At 45.9% G+C, this 22,706-nt stretch carries 20 protein-coding genes; 15 read left to right on the top strand and 5 right to left on the bottom strand.

Annotated elements, in window-relative coordinates; all coding sequences use genetic code 11:
* Window positions 1-119 precede the first annotated feature (119 nt).
* The 11 genes from D6C13_RS02990 (at window position 120) to D6C13_RS02940 (ending at window position 11,580) form a co-directional block, all read left to right on the top strand.
* Complete coding sequence (locus D6C13_RS02990) at window positions 120-683, top strand: fasciclin domain-containing protein (RefSeq protein WP_120131358.1); 564 nt, start codon at window positions 120-122, stop codon at window positions 681-683.
* 64 nt (window positions 684-747) lie between these two features.
* Window positions 748-1,329 carry a sigma-70 family RNA polymerase sigma factor gene (locus D6C13_RS02985; protein WP_120131357.1) on the top strand — a complete coding sequence of 194 codons (582 nt, stop codon included), beginning with the start codon at window positions 748-750 and terminating at the stop codon, window positions 1,327-1,329.
* On the top strand, window positions 1,326-2,003 hold the full coding sequence (locus D6C13_RS02980; RefSeq protein ID WP_120131356.1) for an anti-sigma factor: 678 nt from the start codon (window positions 1,326-1,328) through the stop codon (window positions 2,001-2,003). The genes D6C13_RS02985 and D6C13_RS02980 overlap by 4 nt, the downstream gene beginning before the upstream one ends.
* Window positions 2,004-2,438: 435 nt before the next feature.
* A complete protein-coding gene (gene dps / locus D6C13_RS02975; RefSeq protein ID WP_120131355.1) occupies window positions 2,439-2,942 on the top strand; it encodes a DNA starvation/stationary phase protection protein Dps in 504 nt (167 codons plus the stop codon).
* Window positions 2,943-3,591: 649 nt separating this feature from the next.
* The gene (locus tag D6C13_RS02970; RefSeq protein ID WP_120131354.1) at window positions 3,592-4,368 is read left to right on the top strand and encodes an ABC transporter permease; all 777 of its coding nucleotides are present in this window, start codon (window positions 3,592-3,594) and stop codon (window positions 4,366-4,368) included.
* A complete protein-coding gene (locus D6C13_RS02965; protein ID WP_120131353.1) occupies window positions 4,365-5,030 on the top strand; it encodes an ABC transporter ATP-binding protein in 666 nt (221 codons plus the stop codon). Before D6C13_RS02970 ends, D6C13_RS02965 begins: the two co-directional genes overlap by 4 nt.
* Before the next feature lie 335 nt (window positions 5,031-5,365).
* Complete coding sequence (locus D6C13_RS02960; RefSeq protein WP_167457977.1) at window positions 5,366-6,679, top strand: glycosyltransferase; 1,314 nt, start codon at window positions 5,366-5,368, stop codon at window positions 6,677-6,679.
* A gap of 11 nt (window positions 6,680-6,690) precedes the next feature.
* Window positions 6,691-8,028, top strand: coding sequence for a hypothetical protein (locus tag D6C13_RS02955; protein ID WP_120131461.1), 1,338 nt, complete (start codon window positions 6,691-6,693; stop codon window positions 8,026-8,028).
* Window positions 8,029-8,037: 9 nt separating this feature from the next.
* On the top strand, window positions 8,038-9,411 hold the full coding sequence (locus D6C13_RS02950; protein ID WP_120131351.1) for a bifunctional cytidylyltransferase/SDR family oxidoreductase: 1,374 nt from the start codon (window positions 8,038-8,040) through the stop codon (window positions 9,409-9,411).
* 12 nt (window positions 9,412-9,423) lie between these two features.
* Entirely contained in the window at window positions 9,424-10,575 is a 1,152-nt protein-coding gene (locus tag D6C13_RS02945) for a hypothetical protein (protein ID WP_120131350.1), read from the top strand.
* A 21-nt stretch (window positions 10,576-10,596) separates the two neighbouring features.
* Window positions 10,597-11,580 carry a phage baseplate protein gene (locus tag D6C13_RS02940; RefSeq protein WP_120131349.1) on the top strand — a complete coding sequence of 328 codons (984 nt, stop codon included), beginning with the start codon at window positions 10,597-10,599 and terminating at the stop codon, window positions 11,578-11,580.
* Between the two features lie 136 nt (window positions 11,581-11,716).
* Here D6C13_RS02940 and D6C13_RS02935 read toward each other — a convergent pair whose 3' ends face one another.
* The 5 genes from D6C13_RS02935 to D6C13_RS02915 all read right to left on the bottom strand — a co-directional run bounded on the left by D6C13_RS02935 (window position 11,717) and on the right by D6C13_RS02915 (window position 19,077).
* Window positions 11,717-12,988: a capsule biosynthesis protein gene (locus D6C13_RS02935; protein WP_120131348.1), complete on the bottom strand. Its 1,272-nt coding sequence runs from the start codon at window positions 12,986-12,988 to the stop codon at window positions 11,717-11,719.
* Window positions 12,989-13,036: 48 nt separating this feature from the next.
* On the bottom strand, window positions 13,037-15,076 hold the full coding sequence (locus tag D6C13_RS02930; RefSeq protein WP_120131347.1) for a capsular polysaccharide biosynthesis protein: 2,040 nt from the start codon (window positions 15,074-15,076) through the stop codon (window positions 13,037-13,039).
* Window positions 15,076-16,752 carry a polysaccharide biosynthesis/export family protein gene (locus D6C13_RS02925; protein WP_120131346.1) on the bottom strand — a complete coding sequence of 559 codons (1,677 nt, stop codon included), beginning with the start codon at window positions 16,750-16,752 and terminating at the stop codon, window positions 15,076-15,078. Before D6C13_RS02925 ends, D6C13_RS02930 begins: the two co-directional genes overlap by 1 nt.
* A gap of 54 nt (window positions 16,753-16,806) precedes the next feature.
* Window positions 16,807-17,895 carry a capsule biosynthesis protein gene (locus D6C13_RS02920; RefSeq protein WP_208642854.1) on the bottom strand — a complete coding sequence of 363 codons (1,089 nt, stop codon included), beginning with the start codon at window positions 17,893-17,895 and terminating at the stop codon, window positions 16,807-16,809.
* 195 nt (window positions 17,896-18,090) lie between these two features.
* Window positions 18,091-19,077 carry a KpsF/GutQ family sugar-phosphate isomerase gene (locus tag D6C13_RS02915; RefSeq protein ID WP_147408166.1) on the bottom strand — a complete coding sequence of 329 codons (987 nt, stop codon included), beginning with the start codon at window positions 19,075-19,077 and terminating at the stop codon, window positions 18,091-18,093.
* A 504-nt stretch (window positions 19,078-19,581) separates the two neighbouring features.
* Between D6C13_RS02915 and D6C13_RS02910 the strand changes: the two genes are divergently transcribed.
* From D6C13_RS02910 to glnQ, 4 genes are all read left to right on the top strand, one after another.
* Window positions 19,582-19,848, top strand: coding sequence for a DksA/TraR family C4-type zinc finger protein (locus tag D6C13_RS02910; RefSeq protein ID WP_120131343.1), 267 nt, complete (start codon window positions 19,582-19,584; stop codon window positions 19,846-19,848).
* Between the two features lie 401 nt (window positions 19,849-20,249).
* Complete coding sequence (gene glnH, locus D6C13_RS02905; RefSeq protein WP_120131342.1) at window positions 20,250-20,993, top strand: glutamine ABC transporter substrate-binding protein GlnH; 744 nt, start codon at window positions 20,250-20,252, stop codon at window positions 20,991-20,993.
* Between the two features lie 110 nt (window positions 20,994-21,103).
* The gene (gene glnP / locus D6C13_RS02900) at window positions 21,104-21,763 is read left to right on the top strand and encodes a glutamine ABC transporter permease GlnP (protein ID WP_120131341.1); all 660 of its coding nucleotides are present in this window, start codon (window positions 21,104-21,106) and stop codon (window positions 21,761-21,763) included.
* Complete coding sequence (gene glnQ / locus D6C13_RS02895; RefSeq protein WP_120131340.1) at window positions 21,760-22,482, top strand: glutamine ABC transporter ATP-binding protein GlnQ; 723 nt, start codon at window positions 21,760-21,762, stop codon at window positions 22,480-22,482. The genes glnP and glnQ overlap by 4 nt, the downstream gene beginning before the upstream one ends.
* Window positions 22,483-22,706: the final 224 nt, after the last annotated feature.

Below are 22,706 nucleotides of genomic sequence, written 5' to 3'. Positions count from 1 at the left end.
AGAAATACTTTCATTAATTTCGATTTTTTATCGTTTTTCCTGCATCCAAAAGCGGGGGGTCATTCGTATGTATAGATGTGAGGCAAGACCTTACCTACTCAACGACAAAGGACTACATCATGAAAACATTAATCCGTACCGCTATCTGTGCTTCCCTGCTGCTGAGCACTGCGTCAATGGCTGCAATGATGTCCCAAAGCACCACCATGGTCGGTGGCGCTGAAATGTATCCTTCTAAAAATATCGTAGAAAACGCCCTGAACTCGAAAGACCACACCACATTGGTTGCCGCTGTGAAAGCCGCCGGTCTGGTGGATACCCTGCAGGGTAAAGGTCCGTTCACCGTGTTTGCGCCGACCAACGCCGCTTTCGCTAAATTACCCGCAGGCACCGTCGACAGTCTGGTGAAACCTGAGAACAAAGCCACGCTGACCAGCATCCTGACCTACCACGTAGTGGCCGGTAAGTATGAAATGAAAGATCTCGAAAAACTGCTGAAAAAAGGCAACGGAACGGCGGAACTGAAAACCGTAAACGGCCAGCCACTGTGGATCATGAACAATGGACCGCACAATATTCAGCTGAAAGATGGCAAAGGGAATGTCGCCAATATCAGTACTTATGACGTCCAGCAGAAGAACGGTGTGATCGACGTCATTGATACCGTGCTGATGCCAAAATAATACCGGCTATACTGAGTGCATGATTTCTTTATGAAACTGCACCTCAGCAAGTCAGGACGGGCGAATGCATGACAATTTTTTAGTAAAGCCAACACCAGAGAAAGCGCTGGAAGTACAGCGTCAACTGATGAGCGCCATGGCCGTTGGCGATCGACAGGCATTTGAGCAGTTATACCGTCTGACGTCCCCCCGGCTTTTTGCCGTCGCGCTGAGAATGCTGCGCCGGCACGCCTGGGCAGAAGAAGTATTGCATGACAGCTATATCACCGCGTGGAACCGCGCCGGTTCGTATAATCCGGCGCTGAGTTCCCCGATGACCTGGCTCACCCACATTGTCCGCAACCGCGCCATCGACTGGATGCGCGGGAGCGACAACCAGTTAGATGAACTGGATGACAATCAGGGCGAATACGATGCCAGCGACAGCGATGAACCCTTGCAACGGCTGCAACAGGACAGCGACGCCAAAATACTGGCCGACTGCCTCTCGCACCTTCCTGCCGAACAAAGACAAAGCCTGACCCTTGCCTATTATCAGGGCCTGTCGCACGGTGAGGTCTCATCACATCTACAACAACCTCTGGGGACGATTAAAAGCTGGATCCGTCGCGCCCTGGATCACTTAAAGAGCTGCGTAGGACTATGAAAAGCAGAAGCCATTATCATGCTGCCCTCGCGGCTGAATATGCGCTCGGCACCTTGCGCGGCGCAGCCCGAATTCAGTTCGAGCAAAAAATTCAAAATGACCCGGAACTGGCGGCAGAAGTTGCCCGCTGGCAGGAAGCGTTCACACAGCTGGATAATCAGATTGTCCCGGTTTTCCCGCCCGCTTCGGTGTGGAAACGCATTCAGCATAATCTTGCACTGCAACCCGCCAGGTTACCGGTGCCCGCCAAAAGGCCGGTGCGCGCGTATATCGGCTGGGCGCTGGCCGCCGGACTTGCGGCGCTGTTACTTATCCCACGCCTGCTGGTTCAGCCCGAAGCTCCGACGCCGGTGGCTATTCTCGCCAGCAGCGACGGTGCGCAGAACGGGCAATGGGTGGTCAGTGTTGATATGAGCACGCGCAGCCTGATGCTGACACCGCTGAAAGCGCAGGGTATTGCCGACAACCGCAGCCTTGAACTGTGGGCGATTCCGCCGGGCGGGAAACCACGTTCGCTCGGCCTGCTGAATACGCAACAACCGACGCAGCTGGCGCTGGCAGAAAAAATGCCTGATCCGGGTTATACGCTGGCGATAAGTCTGGAACCACGCGGAGGCTCGCCGACCGGACAACCGACCGGTGCGGTACTGTACAGCGGTGCTCTGGCGCTTTGATCCCCTGCGGGAATATGATCGGCGACATAACAATATAAAACGGCAGGTGTCCCCTGCCGTTATCTTTTTGAAATACTAATTCATGACAGTAATTACTTACGATGAATAAACCACTCTCTTATACAAACCACGGCGAAAATATACACACCAACATTTTAGCTTACATTTAATAATATTCTAACAGCGGAATGAAAATTATTATCAGCATTATTTTATTATCTCCGCCTTAATATCCCCCATGTTCAGGAAAATTCCTATCCACCTTAAAAATCAGCGTGATAAGGTGGCCTCTCAATTGCGAAATTGTCTATTAGACAGATACTATCAAAGCGATAGGAACAGCTGTCCTGCAAAATTTCGATTTATTGCTATACTGAATGCAGTTGAGAAACACGTTTGTAGCAATTAATTTTAATGAAACAAGGAGATATGAATATGAGTACCGCTAAACTGGTCAAAACGAAATCTTCTGAGCTTATTTATACACGCAATGATTTAGATGAAAGCGTCAAACTCAATACGATCAAGGTGCTGAACCGCCTGGTGACCGAATATATTGATCTGTCATTGATTATCAAACAAGCACACTGGAATATGCGTGGCGCAAACTTCATCGCCGTGCACGAAATGCTTGATGGATTCCGCACAGCAGTTATCGATCATCAGGACACCATCGCAGAACGCGTGGTGCAGTTAGGGGGGGTGGCGCTGGGTACCGTGCAGGTTGTTAACGATAAAACCCCGCTGAAAAGCTACCCGACCAACATCCATACCGTTCAGGAACACCTGAAAGCGCTGGCAGATCGTTTTGCCGTTGTCGCCAACGATACCCGCAAGGCTATCGGCGAAGTGGAAGATGAAGACACCGCAGATATTTTCACCGCCGCATCACGCGACCTGGATAAATTCCTGTGGTTCATCGAATCTAATATTGAGTAATCATTAGCGGGTAAATGTTGCCCGATACCGCAGGATCAGGCTGCGGAGATCTGAGTGATTAATGCGAAAAGCCAGTGACGAAAGTCGCTGGCTTTTTTTATGTCCGGTTACAAGCCCCTGCTCCCTTCTTGCGAAAATTTGACTTAAAACCTCTGTCAATCTGTAACGTTATATCAGCATTTAATAATACCCCTGATGAACAGTTACAGTTTCAACTAAAAACGCAACATCAGCCAGTGGAACCGGTTTCATTATCTTACTGATAAACCGACAGTTTATTTTCATTTTCGGAAAACTCTTAAACCAATAGGCTACATGAATGATTTAATACAAATTAATAGATCAAAGCAATTTTACATAGGTGTGATGACCCTTGAAACTTGCTGAAATATTTTTTCGCAACCTTTGCATTTTTGTGAAAGGGCTTTTCACTCCAACCCGATAAAAAATATAGATATTTACCAGGGATGTTCCCCGGCATTAATCCTCTATACACAACTTACGGATAAGTGACTCCCCCTGCTGCGACTGCATCACAGATGTGTCATGCAATGACCGCCTCCCCACATTCCGACCCGATCCCGAGCGCATTGGCTGCTATAAGCCAGGGGCGGTAGCGTGGAAAAACGTATAAATACTGGAAAATCCAATGGCACGTAGTGGCTTAGAAGTACAAAAAGCAGCGGTAAAAGCGCTGTTTTTGAGGGAAATTAAAACCCGTTTTGGTAAGTTCAGATTGGGGTATCTGTGGGCAGCCTTAGAACCGATGGCGCATATGCTGATTTTGTTAGGGATCTTTGGCTATGTTATGCACCGGACGATGCCTGATATTTCGTTTCCGGTGTTTTTGATTAACGGCATTATTCCTTATTTCGTATTTAGCAATATTACCAACCGTTCTATAGGCGCTATTGAAGCCAATCAGGGTTTATTTAATTACCGCCCGGTTCGTCCAGTGGATACCATCATTGCCCGTGCGATGTTAGAAACGGTGATTTATGCCGTCGTCTATGTGTTACTGATGGCAATCGTCGGCCTGCTGGGTGAAGATTTTGAAGTCACTAAGCTTATTACCCTGATTCTGGTCTGGGTACTTTTAGTACTATTTTCATGTGGTGTCGGTTTAATATTTATGGTTGTCGGAAAGTCATTTCCGGAAACAGAGAAGTTCTTACCAATTTTGATTAAACCGCTCTATTTTATTTCCTGCATTATGTTTTCGTTACATAACATCCCGAAAGAATACTGGCCGTATTTGTTATGGAACCCTATCGTTCACGTTGTAGAACTGTGCCGCGAATCCGTTGTGCCAGGTTATATCAGTGAAGGTGTCAGTCTGAACTATCTGGCAGGTTGTACTCTGGTTGTATTATTCATCGGATTAGCCCTTTACCGAAACCGTGAAGAGGCGATGCTGACATCATGATAAAAATTGAAAACCTGACAAAATCCTACCGCACACCTAAAGGCCGCCATTACGTTTTTAAAGATCTGAACGTTGAACTGCCTTCAGGTAAAAGTGTGGCGCTGATTGGGCGAAATGGCGCGGGTAAGTCAACCTTATTACGCGTTATCGGCGGCATTGACCGCCCTGATTCTGGCAACATTCAGACCGACAAAACGATCTCCTGGCCGGTCGGACTGGCCGGAGGATTTCAGGGCAGCCTTACCGGACGGGAAAATGTGAAATTCGTCGCCCGCCTTTATTCCAAGCCAGACCAGCTGCGCGAAAAAGTGGCCTTTGTCGAAGAGTTTGCCGAACTGGGTAAATACTTTGATATGCCGATTAAGACCTACTCTTCTGGTATGAAATCCCGCCTGGGCTTTGGCCTGAGCATGGCGTTTAAGTTTGATTACTATCTGGTTGATGAAGTCACAGCGGTCGGGGATGCCCGATTCAAGCAGAAATGCGCGGACTTGTTCAAAGCGCGGCATAAAGAAGCCAGCTTTTTGATGGTGTCGCATAGTCTGGGATCATTAAAAGAATTTTGCGATGTGGCTTTGTTTATCGGAAGGGATAATAACATTAAATTTTTTAACTCCATAGCAGATGCAATCGAAGTGTATAAAGAAGATGAAGGAATTTAATGCAGCGTATGTAACTAATTAAAAATAGACAATTATATCTCAATATTAAATTCTCATGAAAATATATAAAAACCCTCCAAAACTTAAGTAATATTGAAGTTTTAAAAACATGCTGATATGACATAAATTTATTTATTGTAAACTCATAACAGTAACACCCCAAGCTGACTAGGAAAACGATGAATATATATATGCTGCAAGGGAGTTATGGCAGATTTGGTTTGACATCTGCAATGTTTAGGCGCTGTAACGAATTTATAAAGCACGGTCATAAATGTTTTTCTTTAACATTAGACTTCACGGATGATCTATATTCTATAGAAAAAAACATTCGAATGGATAAAGAGATCAGTGATGAACTTATTTTTCTTAATCCATTCATCGATGCATCTCACAAAGCAATAAACTGGTCATCAAAAATATCTAAACATATGCAAGATAGTTATTTACTATGCAGAATTTCAGAGACTGAGAAAAACTCAAGAACATTGTATTATAATGCTACAGGGGAGTGCATTACTTGTGCAGAATCCGGTAATTATGAAGTTAACAAAACTTACGATGAGAATGTATTAATCTATGAGTCCTTCTCAAATAAAGGTGCTGTTGTTAAGGAAAAATTTTATTCACCGTCGGGATTATGCATAGCCATTAGAGAATGGGATGAACAAGAAAAAAAACAAAAATGTTTTTTATTATTCGATTATTCAATTGGGTTCGTAGTTGAATATGAAAATACATTTAGCTGGTGTATTTCATGGATCAACTCAACAATTTCCGAAAATCAACCAGAGAAGACTCTCGACAAAAGCATAGTAATTTGCGATGGACCAGGAAGTGCACCGAAACTTAAGCATATATCTACAACGCTAGCACAGAGATACTATGTATTACATAATAACCATAAACACAGTAATGGAAAGCTTACAAAAAGAGACGAAACAAATTTAAAATCAATGCATACCATTGATGGAGTCATAGCCTTGACACCGCAGCACCTAAAAGATCTTATTGCTGATTATCCAAATGGTAAATTTCATTCAATACCAAATTTTACAAAAATAAAAGATATTAAGTTAGATGATGATTTTATTGCAAATCGCATAGGTTTTTTTGGACAACTAATCGACCGAAAAGGTGTCAAGGACGCTATAGATGCAATCTCCATTATAAAAAACAAATATAACACAGACACATATTTAGAAATTTATGGAATAGCACCATCTGACCAAGAAAAAGTTATGGCATTATACAGTAACTATGCTAAAGAGAAAAATATCGCGCATCTTGTTAACTTCAATGGTTATAGCTCAGATGTTTTTCATGATATGAGGAAATGTGCTTGCGTTATATTCCCTTCATATTCTGAAGCCCAGGGGTTAACAGTTATTGAATCATTAGCGAATGGAATTCCAGTAGTAGCATATAACTGCAATTATGGCCCTGCAGCAATGATAGAGAACGGCGAAAATGGATACCTAGTTGACACAGGGGATAGGGAGGAACTAGCAAAGAAAATTCTAGATATTATAACCGATGGAAATTTAAGAAAAAGACTAAGCAACAATGCTAAAACTAGCGCCATTGAATTTTCAGACTCAAATAAAATTTATGATTCATGGATTGAAGCCTTCAATAAAACTAATTAATGAGATTAGACATGTCAAAAACAACAAAGTTACTCACACATCCTATTTTATTTTTTAAGGATATGAACAAAAAAAAACATCAGCAAAGTTCAACTTTAGTAGAAAAAACTCTTGCTCAAAAAAAGACAACTTCCGTGACAGTGAAAAAAGAACAAACTCCTCAATCTAATAATAAAACACTGGTTACATCTTCAAAGCAACCCATATCATTACTTATTGATAATATACGCTTATTCACAAATATCACACATCTTTTGCATACAGGTGAGGGGGTTAGGTGTGCGTATCAACTTGAACAGTGGGTTGACGAATTTATTACTTCAAATGAAAAATTTGCAATTCTCACCCGTAACATTGAAATGTATAAATGGGCAGTAAAACAATACCCCTATTTAGATATTGTCTATGCAAAAGCAGCTATTGATGTCGAGAATATATTAAACAAGCTCCCATATTTGAAAGGGATTTATTATTTTTCAAATACAGGGAATCTCATTCACACTTTAAGATATAATATATATCAGCACATTTTTCTTGGTCATGGCGACAGTGACAAGGCTGCAAGTGCTCATAAATACTTCAGAGTTTACGATGAAATTTGGGTCGCAGGACAAGCTCACATCGACCGGTTTAAAAATGCACGATTTGATGCTAGTCACTTAAGCTTTGTAAAAGTAGGACGTCCAACTCTTAAACAGATAATAAAAAAATCAGTAGCCAACTTAAATGAACCTAAGTCGATTAGAAATCTAACATATTTCCCTACATGGGAAGGTGTGTATGAGGAAAATAATTATTCTTCGGCCCATCTATCGGTTGTTATGCTTCCTGAATTGCAAGCACGCTTAGAGTGCAATGTGTTCGCTAAGTATCACCCATTGACCTCATCACGGGATAAGACTTTAGAGAACATCGGGACTGCATTAACCAAAAGTTTCGCTGGACAACCTTTCTCTTTAGAAATATCGGATAAAACCGTCCCTGTAGAAAAATTAATTGTTAATAGTGATATTTTTATTTGTGATATTTCTGCAGTTGTAAGTGAATGCATATCTTCTTTGTGCCCTATTTTTATTTACATTCCAACCGATAGAAATATTGTTACTTCATCAAGTGATATGCAGTACTCTGACTATGCATATGCATTTTCGAGCATACCTCAATTAATGTCTCTAATTGAAACAGTAATAGTAGAAGGGAATGATTTCCTGGCTGAGGCAAGGTATAAAGCATTGGATTATTTATTAAGTATTAATGAAACGATAAATAATGAATTTGTTAATCAATTAAAAAGAGTCAGTACTGATACTTCCCTTCAAGAAAATGTACGTGAACTAATTATACAATAAGGATTAATAATGAAAAACGTTGCTGTTATTCTCTCTGGTGGTTCCGGTTCTAGATTTGGTGGAAGCCTGCCAAAACAATTTACAAAACTTGCTGGCAAGGCGGTGATTGAGTATGCAATCGATGCTTTTGAAAAAGCCAGTAGAATTGATGAAATTGTGATTGTGTCACAACCAAACCATATAAACCTTACTTGGGAAATAATTAAGAAGAACAATTGGAAAAAAGTAACTAAAGTTTTCACAGGTGGTTCGGAGCGTTTCGATTCTACAAACTCGGCGTTAAAAGGGCTGGAGGGCTACGAAAATGACTGCAATATTTTGCTCCATGATGCCGTCAGACCGTTGGTAAATGAGATCATCATCAATGACTGCTTAGATGCATTGAATAAATTTGATGCTGTGGATGTGGTAATTCCTTCTGCTGATACACTTGTCGAAGTTTATGATGATGAATGCATAGCAAACATCCCTAATCGTTCGGTAATGCGTCGTGGACAAACGCCACAAGCATTTAAACTTGGTACAATTAAATTAGCATATCAAAAAGCAATAACAGAGAAACGTTTTACTTTTACTTGTGACTGCGGTGTTGTCCGATCAATGATTCCAGGAATCAGAGTCGCAACAGTAAAAGGCAGTGAAGCTAATATGAAAGTCACTCACCCAATAGACCTTTTTATTGCTGAAAAGCTTCTTCAAGAAGCAAATCAGATTTCTTTCAATATCGATGATAATTTAAATTTCTTAAAAAATAAAAACATTGTGATATTTGGCGGAACAAGCGGCATTGGTTTGGAAATTAAAAATTCAGCATCATTACTTGGTGCTAACGTTGATATAGCCAGTCGTAATTTTAATGGTGTTGATATTACAAACTTTGAAACAATTATCCGTTTTCTTGAAGAGACTAATATAAAAAGAGGCAGTATAGACTATGTAATAAATACTGCTGGGCTTTTAATAAAAAAACCTATAGACACTATTTCTTTTGAAGAAATCCATAACCTGATAGGCATTAATTATACCGGAGCTGTAAACGTTGCAATTGCAGCAAAGCCTTACCTAACAAAAAGCTCTGGGATGTTGTTGAACTTTACGTCTAGTTCATATACGCGTGGCCGCCCTTTATATGCTTTATATTCATCCTCAAAAGCTGCAATTGTTAATTTCACTCAAGCCATTGCGGATGAATGGAGTGTAGACAATGTTAATGTCAATTGCATCAATCCTGAGCGTACTGCAACACCAATGCGTACGGCTAACTTTGGATTAGAACCTAACGAGTTACTTCTCGATCCTAAAGATGTTGCAATGACGAGCCTGAAAATTCTCGGTTCAAACAAAACAGGCTTGATTGTAGATGTTCGCAAAGATGGTCGTTAAGAGGTAATAAAAGTGTCTGAAAGTAAACTGTACTATATTTATCTAGATACAAAAATAATTGGTGCTATTGAGCAACTTGTAGGCTATTTTCAGGCACATATTTTTAATCAAAATGATTGTATTAATGTTGTATGTAAATACTACAAAGAGATCGATGCTTCTTTCTCAAAAATATTCAAAAAAAATAAAATCCCATTCATATTCATCAAAAAGCAATCCGATCTTAGACTAGAGAAGAAAAAAGTTGTTTTTTACTTATTCAATGCGCAGTCAAATTGCCGATTGGTAGCCAACCGTGAATTAACTCATATATTTGTTACGCATGGTGAAAGTCACAAACTGGCCTCGATAAAGCCTATAATTAGAATATATGACTACATTGTTACATCGGGTGTTATGGGGATTGAACGATACTTAAAGGCGGGGATATTTACGCCTTACGATGTTGAAACGGGAAAAATTATCACCTTAGGAGATACTTTTCTTGGTAGTAATGATTTCGTTTATAATGAAAACTCCAGATCAATTGTTTACGCTCCGACTTGGGAAGGTGGTGTTCCAGAAGAAAATTATTGTTCATTAAGCATTAAAAACACAAATCGGATAATTGATTTTTGTAATCGCTACAAAATAGATACCATATACATAAAACCTCATCCTAATTTGGGTCATAGGGATAGTTTTTTCAAGGAAGAATTAAAAAAGTGCATTGATATGCTACAACAGAGTAGATTAAAGATAGTAATAAATAAAAACAAATCAAACCCATCATGGCATAAATACTTTACTTCGCTGGATGAAAAAGATAGTTATCTAAAAAAAATCGGTGTGAAATATGCAATAACTGATATTTCAGCTATGGAAATGCAATTCATCAACAAAAGAATACCTTGTGTTGTTTTAATAGACACTGACTATACATCTAACTTACTCATTCCAAAAAAACTTGATGCATTTTATTCCCATGCATTCATATCGAATGATGATATCATTGATTTCCACCCTACTTATGAGCCAATAAGAAATAAACTAATAAACTATTTCTTCAGCTACCCATCAAATGAAGTTGCACATACTTGTTTCAGAAAAAGAATTGAGTGGTTATGTGGTTATACAAATAACCACCTTCAAGAAAATAGAGCCAACCTTAAAATAAAGTATTAAACAAACCTACGGTATAAATTAATGACATACAAAAAACTATTTTATTTGTTGGTTTTTTTTATCGGCATTGCACATGCAAAAATAACACCGCCAATTAAATCAGAATGTATTGAGTATACTGAACCTAGTTCAAAACTGCAGTGTAATCACTTCAACGATCACATGACCCCAACGGTATTATATAGACTTGGCCCAGGTAGGAATAATGTTGCCCAAGGTATTGCACTCGAATCCGATAAAAGAATTTTGTATTCTCTGCATGTTACTGGTAACCCGGAACAGGGGGTTTTAAATCGCTTTATTGATATTGATGGCAAAGGTAAACTTGTTGCTATTGATTATCAAAAACCAAGTTCATTAATAGGCCACCAAGGCATTACTATTATACCAGGTTCGGATTTTCTATTAAGTTCCACTGGGAATGGTATTAAAAATAAAGGTTGGTATATTAGCCTTTTTAAATACACTCCCTACGATGCCCCATCATCATTTTCAAGCATACAAGTTTTTGATTCTTCCTATAGCACAACGGCTAACACAATGCCTGTTGTAACGCCTGATTCTAATCATTTACTCGTTCGAGGGAGAATTAATAATCATAACATTATTCGCGTCTATGATTTAACAAAAATAAACTTTCTACAATCAAGTGACATTAGAAAAAAACCTAGTTTTGAATGGCAAGTTGATGATGAAGTTACCAAAGATAAATATTATTTCCAGGCTATAACCGCGGATAATAATTTTGTTTACATTCTAAGTGGTAAGGCAGGGAAAGAACATAAGCGACTATACACATACTTGCTTGACGGAACGCTGGTAAGTAAGGCGGATAATGTCATTCTTGGTGAAAAAGATGCTATTTCTTCTGGTAAAGAAGGTCACTGGGAACCAGAAGGAATGGCTATCGACAGTAGAAAAAAAGAATTATATATGCTCTTTGCGGTGGGAGACAAAGGTAAAAGACTTGGCAATATTTACAAGCTGGAACTGCATGAGCATTAAAAATAAGAAAACTAGCACCTCGTAATCGAAATTTAATGCCAGTAAATTTATATAACATATCTTACATTAAATGTTCATGCCGTAATATACATACGGCATGCACTATTATTCACACCCTTCTAAACGCCCTCCACATTTACAGCATTTCTTGCTTAAGATAATCCATTATAAGTTTTTGACTAACAAATGTAGGCTGATATGGAACCTCTATAAGCGGTTTTTGTTCTTTCTGTTGCCCACCATAATACACCGCATTAATCTGCGTATTCTTCAGCAAGTATAGACGGAACTGTTTGAAAAGCTTCATATCCGGCTTAAATCCTGAGGTCCAGAACTGGTTCAGATGTCCCTGATAGGTAATGCCTTTAATGTCATACAGCGCCTTGCCCATCACGATCAGCGGCTTGTTATGGATAAGCGCAGAAATACCCGCAGTACTGTTAATCGTCACCACGGCTTTTGAGTGGGTCAGCAGTTCCGGCATCGGCAGGTCATGGATGTAGATCACCCTGTCGATCACGCCATATTTTTTACCCAGCTGGCGGATAAGCGGTCCGTACAGGCGGTGTCCCCTGTCCATCGGATGATGTTTGATGACCAGGAATTCACTCTTCGGCGCTTTTTTGGCGAACGAGTGCATCACCTCATTGATGTAATCACGCACGTCTTTATACGGGCTGTGATTGCGGATCTGGCTGTCGTTGTAGACCTGCAAAATCGCCAGATAATAACGCTGATCCAGCTCAGTCCGGAGCAGCTGCAATACGTTGCGCTGGCGGAAGGCATACACCTTTTTACGCCAGGCCGCGCGCGTCCAGCAGCGTGCCTCATACCATGGCGAGAAGGATTTATGATGACGGTATTTCGGGAAGTCGTGGCGGTGACGCCAGCCAGCCAGATAATAGGTAATGGCGTGACGCACGCGCTGCCAGCCCGAAGGTTTCAGCTGCTCGATTTCCGGCATGGTCATTTTTGGCAGGCTGCGGTAAAACTCCGCATCACGTGGCAGGCTGGAATAAGCGTTTACGCCGTTCTGTTCCAGCGTGATGTAATGCGGTCGCAGATAGCCCTCCTCAAACGCGAGGAAGCGTACGCCCTTGGCCTGCGCCCAGCGTTTAGCGGCCTGATGCAGCGGACGACAATCCCCGAAACACACGATGGTGTCGAAGTCGTACTCCTGCCAGGTGGCTTTCAGCCAGGTCGGAAACTCATCCGGCGTCTGCTGGTACAAGCGGTATTCACGCTTTCGCGAATACAACCTGTCGCCGCCATTGAAAGCGACGTTCACCGCTTCGCGCCCCAGTGACTCAAGCCACTGCGCCAGATCGCTGAAGAAAGGCCCCATCGGCCCCTGCAGCAGCAAATATTTTTTTCCAGAAAGTAATGTTGTAAGCGCCTTACTGTCCATTTCTGTCCGATTCCATCAACGCCTTGGGCATTTAATAAAAAGCTGTTCTCAGGTGCTCAATGTCACCCGGATCAGCATGAGCAGTTTTCTGTAATAACGGACTATCCTGCCCGCTTTTATTCTTGTGAATTGCATCTCTGCCCGTGGGGTCGCAGCGAGAAGTTCAACCGCCTGCTCCGCCAAAATAGGCTCCCGGCTTTGCGGGTCGATGTACGACGGGTACGCGATCAGCGCCTGGTAAACCACGTCGTCTAAACTGAGGCTGCGCAGCCGGCGTGAACAACTATGCTCATCCTGCGTCAGTCCCCATCCGGCATAAAATGGCATGCCGTAACACGCCACTTTTTTGCCATGTAATAAGGCTTCAAAGCCTGACAATGATGTCAGGGTGTGCAGCTCATCCGCGGCCTGAATGCACTGAATAATGTCAGCATCCAGCGCCTGACTGTCGGCCCAGCGGCTGACGTCTTGTGCAGGAATATGTCCCTGCCGGTTGCCCACCAGAACATCCGGGTGCGGCTTATAAATGATGTAAGCGTCGGGATTGCGCTCCCGAACCGTGCGCAGCAAATCACCGTTGGTGCAAAGCGACAGCGTGCCCGTCAGAATAGAGGCGTCATCTTCCACCTGCCCCGGCACCAGAATCACTGTCTTACCCGCCGCATCCACAGGCAATGTAAACGCAGCGCCGAGGTTATATTTACTGACTTTGCTGGCGACCAGTCTCTGGCGCAGCGCTGCGGCACGTTGTTGCTCAAATGCCGTCAGCGTGCTGTTGTTCAGCAACTGCTCCAGATCACTCGGGCGCGTGGCATCGTAATAAATGCCTGACTTATCCAGCACCAGCGACAGCGGCGGATGCAGGTCAGAACCCAGTCCGGCTGAACGCAAAAAGCCATCTTCCATACACCATTGCGGGATCTGATGTTGTGCTGTCTGAGCACCCCAGCGCGCCTCGCCTTTAATTCCCCACACCACGCAGGCGGTTTCACCGGCATAGCGTTTACTGAAATTCACTTTGTTGCTTTTGGTACGCACAAACGGTGCCAGAATGCTGCGTTTCCAGAGCGTCAGCCCCGGCGTCCATAAGCGTCCGGCGCGCTGCTGGTGATGACGTCGTTGCATTGCAAGCCAGCTAAGTACATCAAATAACGTGCCATTCTTGCCATTCACCGGATTAATGTACCGGCTGTAACGTAAACAGGCAGCGCTGAACAGGTCTTCCAGACTGGCGGTACCCCGTCGCGCCCTGAGCGGTTCCGCCTGCGCATGGCGGTCGTCCGTTATTCCCCAGCCCGCATACCAAGGCTGTCCGAAAACGCTGACCGGTTTACCGGCAATCAGCGCCTCAAAGCCATAGTTGGACGTCACCACATACACGTGCTCAACCAGACGCAGTAAAGATTGCGGGCTGACGTTTTCCGCAAGCAATTTGATCCGCGGTTCCTGTTGCGCCAGTTTTGCAATCTGCGTGAAGTAACCGGCTTTTTTACCGTGCAAAACGTCCGGGTGGATCTTCACCCAAATCTCAGACTGCGGGTTCTCCGCTATCGCCGCCCGCAGCATGTCGTCAAACTGTTGGGCTCCGGCATTGCCGTAAACCACCGCCATATCACCGAAGGTCTGATCGACCACCAGCACCGCACCCTGTTTGGGTCGCGCCAGCGTACACGCCGGTGCCTGGTTATATTTCGACAGGTCGCCTTCAACAATCATCTGCATCGCCTGACGTGCGGCATCATGCAGCAACGGGTTCTCTTCCCGCTGGTGGATAAGCCGCTCAAGCGTGCTCGGCTGCGAGGCGTCGTAATACATGCCCTCTGTGTCCAGCACCATCGAAAGCGGCGCAGCGCCGGTCACACCCAGTTCCAGAGAACGGATAAATCCGTCCTCGAGGCGCAACACCGGCAGGCCAGACTTTTTGGCCAGCGCGACAGCTTTATCACCGGTTGGCCGGTAACCCCACACGGCAATCTGTGTGATGTCTTCCGGCACCGGCCGCAACAGCGAAAGCTTGCGGCACGGCTGACCCAGAAAGGTTTCCAGGTGCGGGATGCGATGAATGCCCGCCGAAAAAATTCCAATCATTAAATTGTCAGTATCACTTTCGCGGCAACGGCCAGCTGATACAGGATCGTCGAGATACCACGGGTCACTTCGATGTTCTTCGATTCGTATTTCGGCAACACCATCAGCTCATCGCCAGGTTGCAGCGATTTCACGTCTTCTGCGTTAATCGCTTCGCCGTTCTGTTTGATCAGGATGACTTTCGAGTTACCCGCTTTCTGGGTGTAACCGCCGACTTTCTCGATGTAATCATCCGGGCTCAGACCTTTCTGCCAGCTCACCGCATTCGGGAACAGCACTTCGCCGTGGATCATCACCAGCGAGGTCTTCTCAGGAATGTTGATGACGTCGCCATCTTCCAGAATCACCTGATTCAGGTTGTCTTCGCTCAGCACCACTTCACCTTTTGGCACCACCTGACGGGCTTTCGCCACGAAACGGCTGACCAGCTGGGCTTCCTGCGCGCGCAGACGGCCTTCTTCCTGCGTTGAGGACTGTGCTGACAGCGACGCTTCTTCCAGTTTTTGCAGCGTCAGATCCAGCATCTCCTTCTGGCGGAGCGCCACAGAGCGGCGGTACAGCTGGATGGAGTTAATCTGCGACATGCTGTTGGTGCGGATTTTCGGCAGCAGCTGGCTCATGGTGGCGCCATACGGCAGCACAACCGCGTGTTCACCGGAATGCGCGCCTTCGATACGCACCTGGATGGTGCCCGCGTAACGGTCAGAGCTGACAATCAGCTTGTCGCCATCCTGCAATGAACGACCCGGCGCGGAACCCAGCGGGTAATATTCGCTGCGTTTCATGCTGCCTTGCTGGCGGATAATGGTCATGTGCGTCGCGCCCGGTTTCGGACGCGCCCAGCTCAGGGCTTCGCTCACCGGAATAGTGCTGTCACGAAATTCAAAGTCGTAGCTGTTAAAGACATCGCCTTCCACGCTGAACGTGTGCTGACGCGGCCCGACCACAATGGTATCGCCGTCAGAGAACTGCGACAGACGCAGGTCGCCGTTGAGCAGGAAATCGTACAAGTTGATGCGCGAACGCACGCGGTCATTGTGTTTCACCACGATGTCGACGTAGCTGCCGCGTTCTGTGTCTACGCCACCGGCTTTGCTCAGGTAAGAAAGCAGCGAGTCAGACGCCACACCACCATACAGCCCCGGATTGGTGACATAACCGGTGACAAACACTTTGACCGGCTGCGCCTGAAGCAGTGAGGCGTAAACGTTCACGTTGGACTGGTAAACCTGTTTCACCTTGGTGGTGATCACGCTGTTCAGCTGGCTGTTAGACACACCGGCCACTTTCAGCGGGCCGACGTTCGGCAGGAAGATATTGCCTTTCGGGTCAACGGTCAGCGCGCCATCAAAATTGAAAGCCCCCCACAGACGGATTTGCACCTGATCGCCAAGGCCGACGATGTAATTCGGGTTGAAGCCGATGCTGGCCGCGTTATCGGCCGCCGCGCCACCGGTAAATAGCTGCGCACCGAACATGCGGCTCATGACCGCAGGCACCGGAGGTGGCGGCGAATCATCAAAACCGGTATCAGAACCGGTCTGCTGGGTCTGACCGGTTAAAAATGTCGGCAGCGGTGCTGCGCCGGTCATATTGGGATCGGCGTTGATCCCGACGGCATTTGCCTGCGTAAGCTGGCAGGCCAGCAAAATTAAAACGGACTTCAATAATTTCATAACAAGCTCTGTGTGCGATTCTTCAGGCAAAAAGGGATAGCGGGACAAACCACATCAATCTTTATGGTCATCGATAACAGCCAGCAATAATTTAATCGTTCCGAATAACAGGCAGCACACCAGCAGCCAGCTTGCGATCATATAAGGGATATTCGGGAAGGTGGTTTCTTGCGGCAACTGCGGTGAACTGATCACCGAGAGCACTTTCAGTTTGCGTGCCGCTTCAACACGGGTTTTCTCAACCGATGTCAGCGTGAGTTTGTAGAGTTCGGTATCAAACTCAACTTTCGATTTAATGCTTTCGAAATCAACCGCCATGCTGTTCAGCTGATGGCCATCCGGCGCGGTGATTTTGCTTTTTTCCTGATCGATCTGCTTGCCCAGAGAAGTAATAGCGTTTTGCGCGCTGATCACCTGCGGCGCATCTTCACGCAGATAGGTCAGCAGGTTGCGCAGTTCCGCTTCCATCTGGATTTTTTGCCCCATCATCGTATTCACAAGCGTGGTCGCTGCAATCGCCTGAGCCTGAGGGTCAAGAATATTGTTGTGGTTCTGATAGGCCAGCAGCTGGGTTTTACTTTCATCCAGGCGTGCGCGGGCTTCACGCATTTCGTTTTCAGCAAACGCCTGCTGGTCGCGGGCAATTTTATGCGTGATTTCGTTAATGAATCGTTCGGATTCTTTGAGAACCGCTTTGTTGAACAGCTCGGCGAATTCCGGGGTAAAGCCCTGAGTACCGATGGTCAGCATGCCCGATTTATCGTCATAAGTGACGGCAATGCGGTCGCGGTAGTAGTTCAGAAACTGCTCGCTGCTGGCATTTTTCGGCAGGTGATACAGAAAATCCAACCCGCTTTTACCGAAAACAGAATGGAAATCGAGTTGCTTATCCAGCACCGCCAGCATGTCAGGTGAGTTGATGTATTCTTTCAAATACATCGCGTCCTGAGCGGTATTAGGATTCCCCGCGCCCAGCAGCAGGCCGACGTTCAGGCTGGATCCGCTGATGTCGTTAGAACTTTTGATAGCAACGGTAGATTCGCTGAGATAACGCGGACGACTGAAAATCACCAGATAGATGATCAGCAACGCCATCGGCAGGCCGATCACAATTTTGCCCAGATTGCGGTTCAGCGTAGCCATATTAAGATGAGGAGATCGACGAACCCGGGCAATGTGTTCCCCGGGCCATGCGGACTTCAATTTTTCAATAAACATTTATTATCATCATGACAAACAGCACGTTTTTATCGTCGTGCTTTATTAAAAGTACCGTGAAGTCCTTATTTTCCTCGCGTAAGGATCACGGTGCGAAAATAGTTAATTCGTGCTTTATCGTCAGTCGAAGATACGAACTAATCCTGCAACGTTCTTTTCTTTGTCCGTCACCAGCAACACCGAAACGCGGTGCTTTTGCATCAGCATTTCAGCGTCGGTAATCATCATGTCCGCCGGTAATGTCAGCGGCGAGCGGGTCATCATGTCTCTGGCACACGCGCTGTCGAGCTGCGCGTTCTTTTCCATATAACGGCGTAAATCGCCGTCTGTAATGATGCCGGCAAGCTGGTTCTGCGCATCATTAACGGCCACCATGCCCTGACAACCGCAGGTGATCGCCGAAATCACCTGACGGAATTCAGTGTCTTCGGTAATGGTCGGCACGTTCGCCTGCATCACGTCTGAAACACGGGTCAGCAAACGGCGACCCAGTGAGCCGCCAGGATGGTAGCGGGCAAAATCTGTCGGCAGGAATTTACGCTGATGGATAAGCGCCACGGCCAGCGCATCGCCGATCGCCATGGTCAGCGTGGTCGATGTCGTCGGGGCCAGATTATTCGGGCAGCTTTCACTTTCCATCATCAGTTCAAGCGTCGCATCAGCATGTTTAGCCAGCGTCGATTCGCAGTGGTTGGTGATTGCAATAATGCGGTTACCGAACTGGCGCAAAGAAGGAATAAGCTTGAGAATTTCGTCGGTTTCCCCGCTGGCTGAAATCAGGATCAGCAGGTCATACGGCGTAATCATCCCCAGATCGCCGTGGAAGGCTTCTGCAGGATGTATAAAGAAACTGGGGGTTCCGGTGGAGGCCAGCGTTGCAGAAATTTTGCGACCGACATGCCCTGATTTCCCCATTCCGGAGAGGATCACGTGGCCTTTACATTCCACAATCAGCTTCAGCGCCTTCTGGTACTGAACGCTGTCCAGTCGTGATGAAAGACGGTGTAAGGCATCAGCCTGCTCAGAAAGTGTACTGCGCACCGAGTCAATCAGACCGGGCTGTAAGGGAACAAGACCCGTGCTTCCAACTACCTGATTATCTGCCACTTTTATACCCTGAATACCCTGTCCGGGATAAAACTCACTCAGCGACTACACTATAGAGTGGTTATTTATTTTGGTTAGCCGATCAAGTAAATGCGCGGAGACGAATTCCGTTTCCTGGTCTGGCCGGTCGACGCTGCCTGGCAGCTGGGGAATTGAATGAGAAAGCGAGCACCTGACCGAAGCAGAGGCCCGCTGGAAAATATGAATTTACAAACACGCGAATAAAGAAACAGATTCACATGGGTTATTGATAACTGAAACACATTCATTCAATTCACGCGTTTTTTTAACATAGGGCACGAAATAAGACAAATGCTATCGGACTTATCCTAGGAAATTAGGACATTTAGCAATTTCATTGTCATGAATAAAAATTATCAAGTCTATGTTTTATAAAAATTTACTCTTAGCTAGCACAATTAATCATAGCAATTTAGCACTATAAGCAGGCTATTATTAACGAATAGTGAATTAGTGGTAAGTGAATGTTTCAAGGAGGTCATAATGGCAAGCGGTTGGGCGCAAGATGGCGCCGTGCAGGACCAGATTGATTCCACAGTCAACGACGCGGTAGAACGTGCGCGCCAGTCACTCGGGCAGGGTGAAAGCGCACATTATTGTAAGGAATGTGGTGAACCTATTCCTCAGGCCCGGCGGGAAGCACTTCAGGGCGTGCAATATTGTGTGAAGTGCCAGGCTGAGATAGACAAAAAGCAGCAGGATCATGCCGGATACAACCGGCGCGGCAGTAAAGACAGCCAGTTGCGCTAGTTTTTTTTCTTATGACCGGTTGCACTGTTTTGGTTCAGCCACACACTCTTTCGGCCCAAATTTAGTCCTTCCCTTCTTAACATCTGCTTCAAAACTGAGCACTGGTTTTACTCAGGTTCGAATAAAGTTAGAGCGAGTTATCATTTGAGCAGCACAGTTGTTAATTAATGATTGTTTAAAATACAACATCTGGTTAATGATGAAGCCATGCACCATCAGAGAACATTTCAAAATGTAAGAACGCACCATTACAGTGCTTTCGCTCATTGAAATGCCGCTTGATCGGTTCAGCAGCGCGATAACTTATTGAATTTTAATATGCACTAATCCTGGCATAGATTTTGCATTAAAGCGCCGTAACCCAATGCCGTTCCCATAATATGTACAAAGGAAATTCACTGATGAAGTCACTGTTAAAAGTTTCCCTGGCCGCGTTGACTCTGGCCTTTGCCGTTAGCTCCCACGCAGCAGACAAAAAACTGATCGTAGCTACCGACACTGCGTTTGTACCGTTTGAATTCAAACAAGGCGACAAGTACGTCGGCTTCGACATTGACCTCTGGGACGCGGTCGCCAAAGAGATGAAAGTCTCTTATGAACTGAAACCCATGGATTTCGGCGGCATCATTCCTGCCCTGCAAACGCATAACATCGATCTGGCACTGGCGGGTATCACCATCACCCCTGAGCGTAAAAAAGCGATCGACTTCTCTGACGGTTACTACAACAGCGGCCTGATGGTCATGGTTAAGAGCAATAACGACGCCATCAAAAGCGTTGCTGACCTGAAAGGCAAAACCGTTGCAGTGAAAAGCGGCACCAGCTCCGTTGATTACATGAAAGCCAACGTACAGACCAAAGACCTGCGTCAGTTCCCGAACATCGACAGCGCTTACATGGAACTGGGCACGGGCCGTGCGGATGCGGTAATGCATGACACGCCAAACATCCTGTACTTCATCAAAACTGCCGGTAAAGGCCAGTTCAAAGCGGTCGGCGATTCACTGGCTGGCCAGCAATACGGTATCGCATTCCCGCAAGGCAGTGACCTGCGTGAGAAAGCCAACGCCGCGCTGAAAACCATCAAAGAGAATGGTACTTACGCAGCAATCTACAAAAAATGGTTTGATAGCGAACCTAAGTAAGACGTTTTAATTTAAGTCGTTCCTTTTTTAAGAAAGAGCACTTGAGAAGAAGCGCCTGTCAGATGCAAATCTGCACAGGCGCAGTTTGTTGTTTTACCAGGAGATAATCCATGCAGTTTGACTGGAGCGTAATTTGGCCCGCTCTGCCTATCCTGCTCGAAGGCGCTAAAATGACATTGTGGATTTCGATCCTCGGTCTGGTTGGCGGTCTGATTATTGGTGTGATTGCGGGCTTTGCCCGCGCGTTTGGTGGCTGGTTTAGCAGCAACGTCGCACTGGTCTTTATCGAGCTCATTCGCGGTACGCCTATTGTCGTACAGGTAATGTTCATTTACTTCGCACTGCCGATGATGGTTCCCGATCTGCGTATCGACCCGTTCAGCGCGGCGGTGGTCACGATCATCATCAACTCCGGTGCTTATATCGCTGAAATTACGCGTGGTGCGGTGTTGTCGATTCACAACGGATTCCGTGAAGCAGGTCTGGCGCTGGGACTTTCGCGCCGTGCAACGCTGCGTTACATCATCATGCCGCTGGCCTTGCGCCGCATGTTGCCACCGCTGGGTAACCAGTGGATTGTCAGTATCAAAGACACCTCACTGTTTATCGTTATCGGTGTGGCCGAACTGACCCGTCAGGGCCAGGAAATCATCGCCGGCAACTTCCGCGCCATGGAAATCTGGAGTGCGGTTGCTGTTATCTATCTGATCATCACGCTGGCTCTGAGCTTTGTTCTGCGCCGCTTAGAACGCAAACTGAAAATTATATGATTGAATTCAAGAACGTCTCAAAACACTTTGGTAAAACCCAGGTGCTCCACGACATCGATCTGAACATTTCTCAGGGTGAAGTCGTGGTGATTATCGGGCCATCCGGTTCCGGTAAATCGACACTGCTGCGTTGCATCAACAAGCTGGAAGAAATTACTTCCGGTGATCTGATTGTTGATGGCCTGAAAGTGAACGATCCGAAAGTCGACGAACGTCTGATCCGCCAGGAAGCGGGCATGGTGTTCCAGCAGTTTTATCTGTTCCCGCACATGACCGCACTGGAAAACGTGGCTTTCGGCCCGATCCGTGTTCGTGGTGCGTCGAAGGATGAAGCCAATAAACAGGCGAAAGAGCTGCTGGCGAAAGTCGGTCTTTCCGAGCGCGGCAATCACTATCCGTCAGAGCTTTCCGGCGGACAGCAGCAGCGTGTGGCAATTGCCCGTGCGCTGGCGGTTAAGCCTAAACTGATGCTGTTTGATGAGCCCACCTCTGCGCTCGATCCGGAACTGCGTCACGAAGTGCTGACCGTTATGAAGCAGCTGGCTGAAGAAGGCATGACGATGGTTATCGTGACCCACGAAGTCGGCTTTGCGGAAAAAGTGGCTTCACGTCTGATCTTCATCGACAAAGGTCGTATCGCCGAAGACGGTAAACCGTCTGATCTGGTGAACAACCCGCCGAGCGAACGTCTGCGCGAATTCCTGCAACACGTTTCTTAAGCCTGATGCTGTCTTGCTCCTCCCCTTGCGAAAGGGGAGGTCGGGAGGGGGTTTTAAGGGCTGACACCTTGATTTGACCTTAATATCCCACCCCAACCCTCCCCTCGCAGGGGAGGGAGTTTTCCGGATGCACCCTTCAGGTTTGTGTCCCCCTCACCCGCTTATGGCACATCACCTCACAAATTTCTGCCACTATTTTTCTACAATACGGCCACTTTTGCTTT

This window comes from Rahnella woolbedingensis, from assembly GCF_003602095.1.
Lineage (GTDB): Bacteria > Pseudomonadota > Gammaproteobacteria > Enterobacterales > Enterobacteriaceae > Rahnella > Rahnella woolbedingensis.
This window is presented reverse-complemented; position numbering and strand designations above follow the sequence as displayed.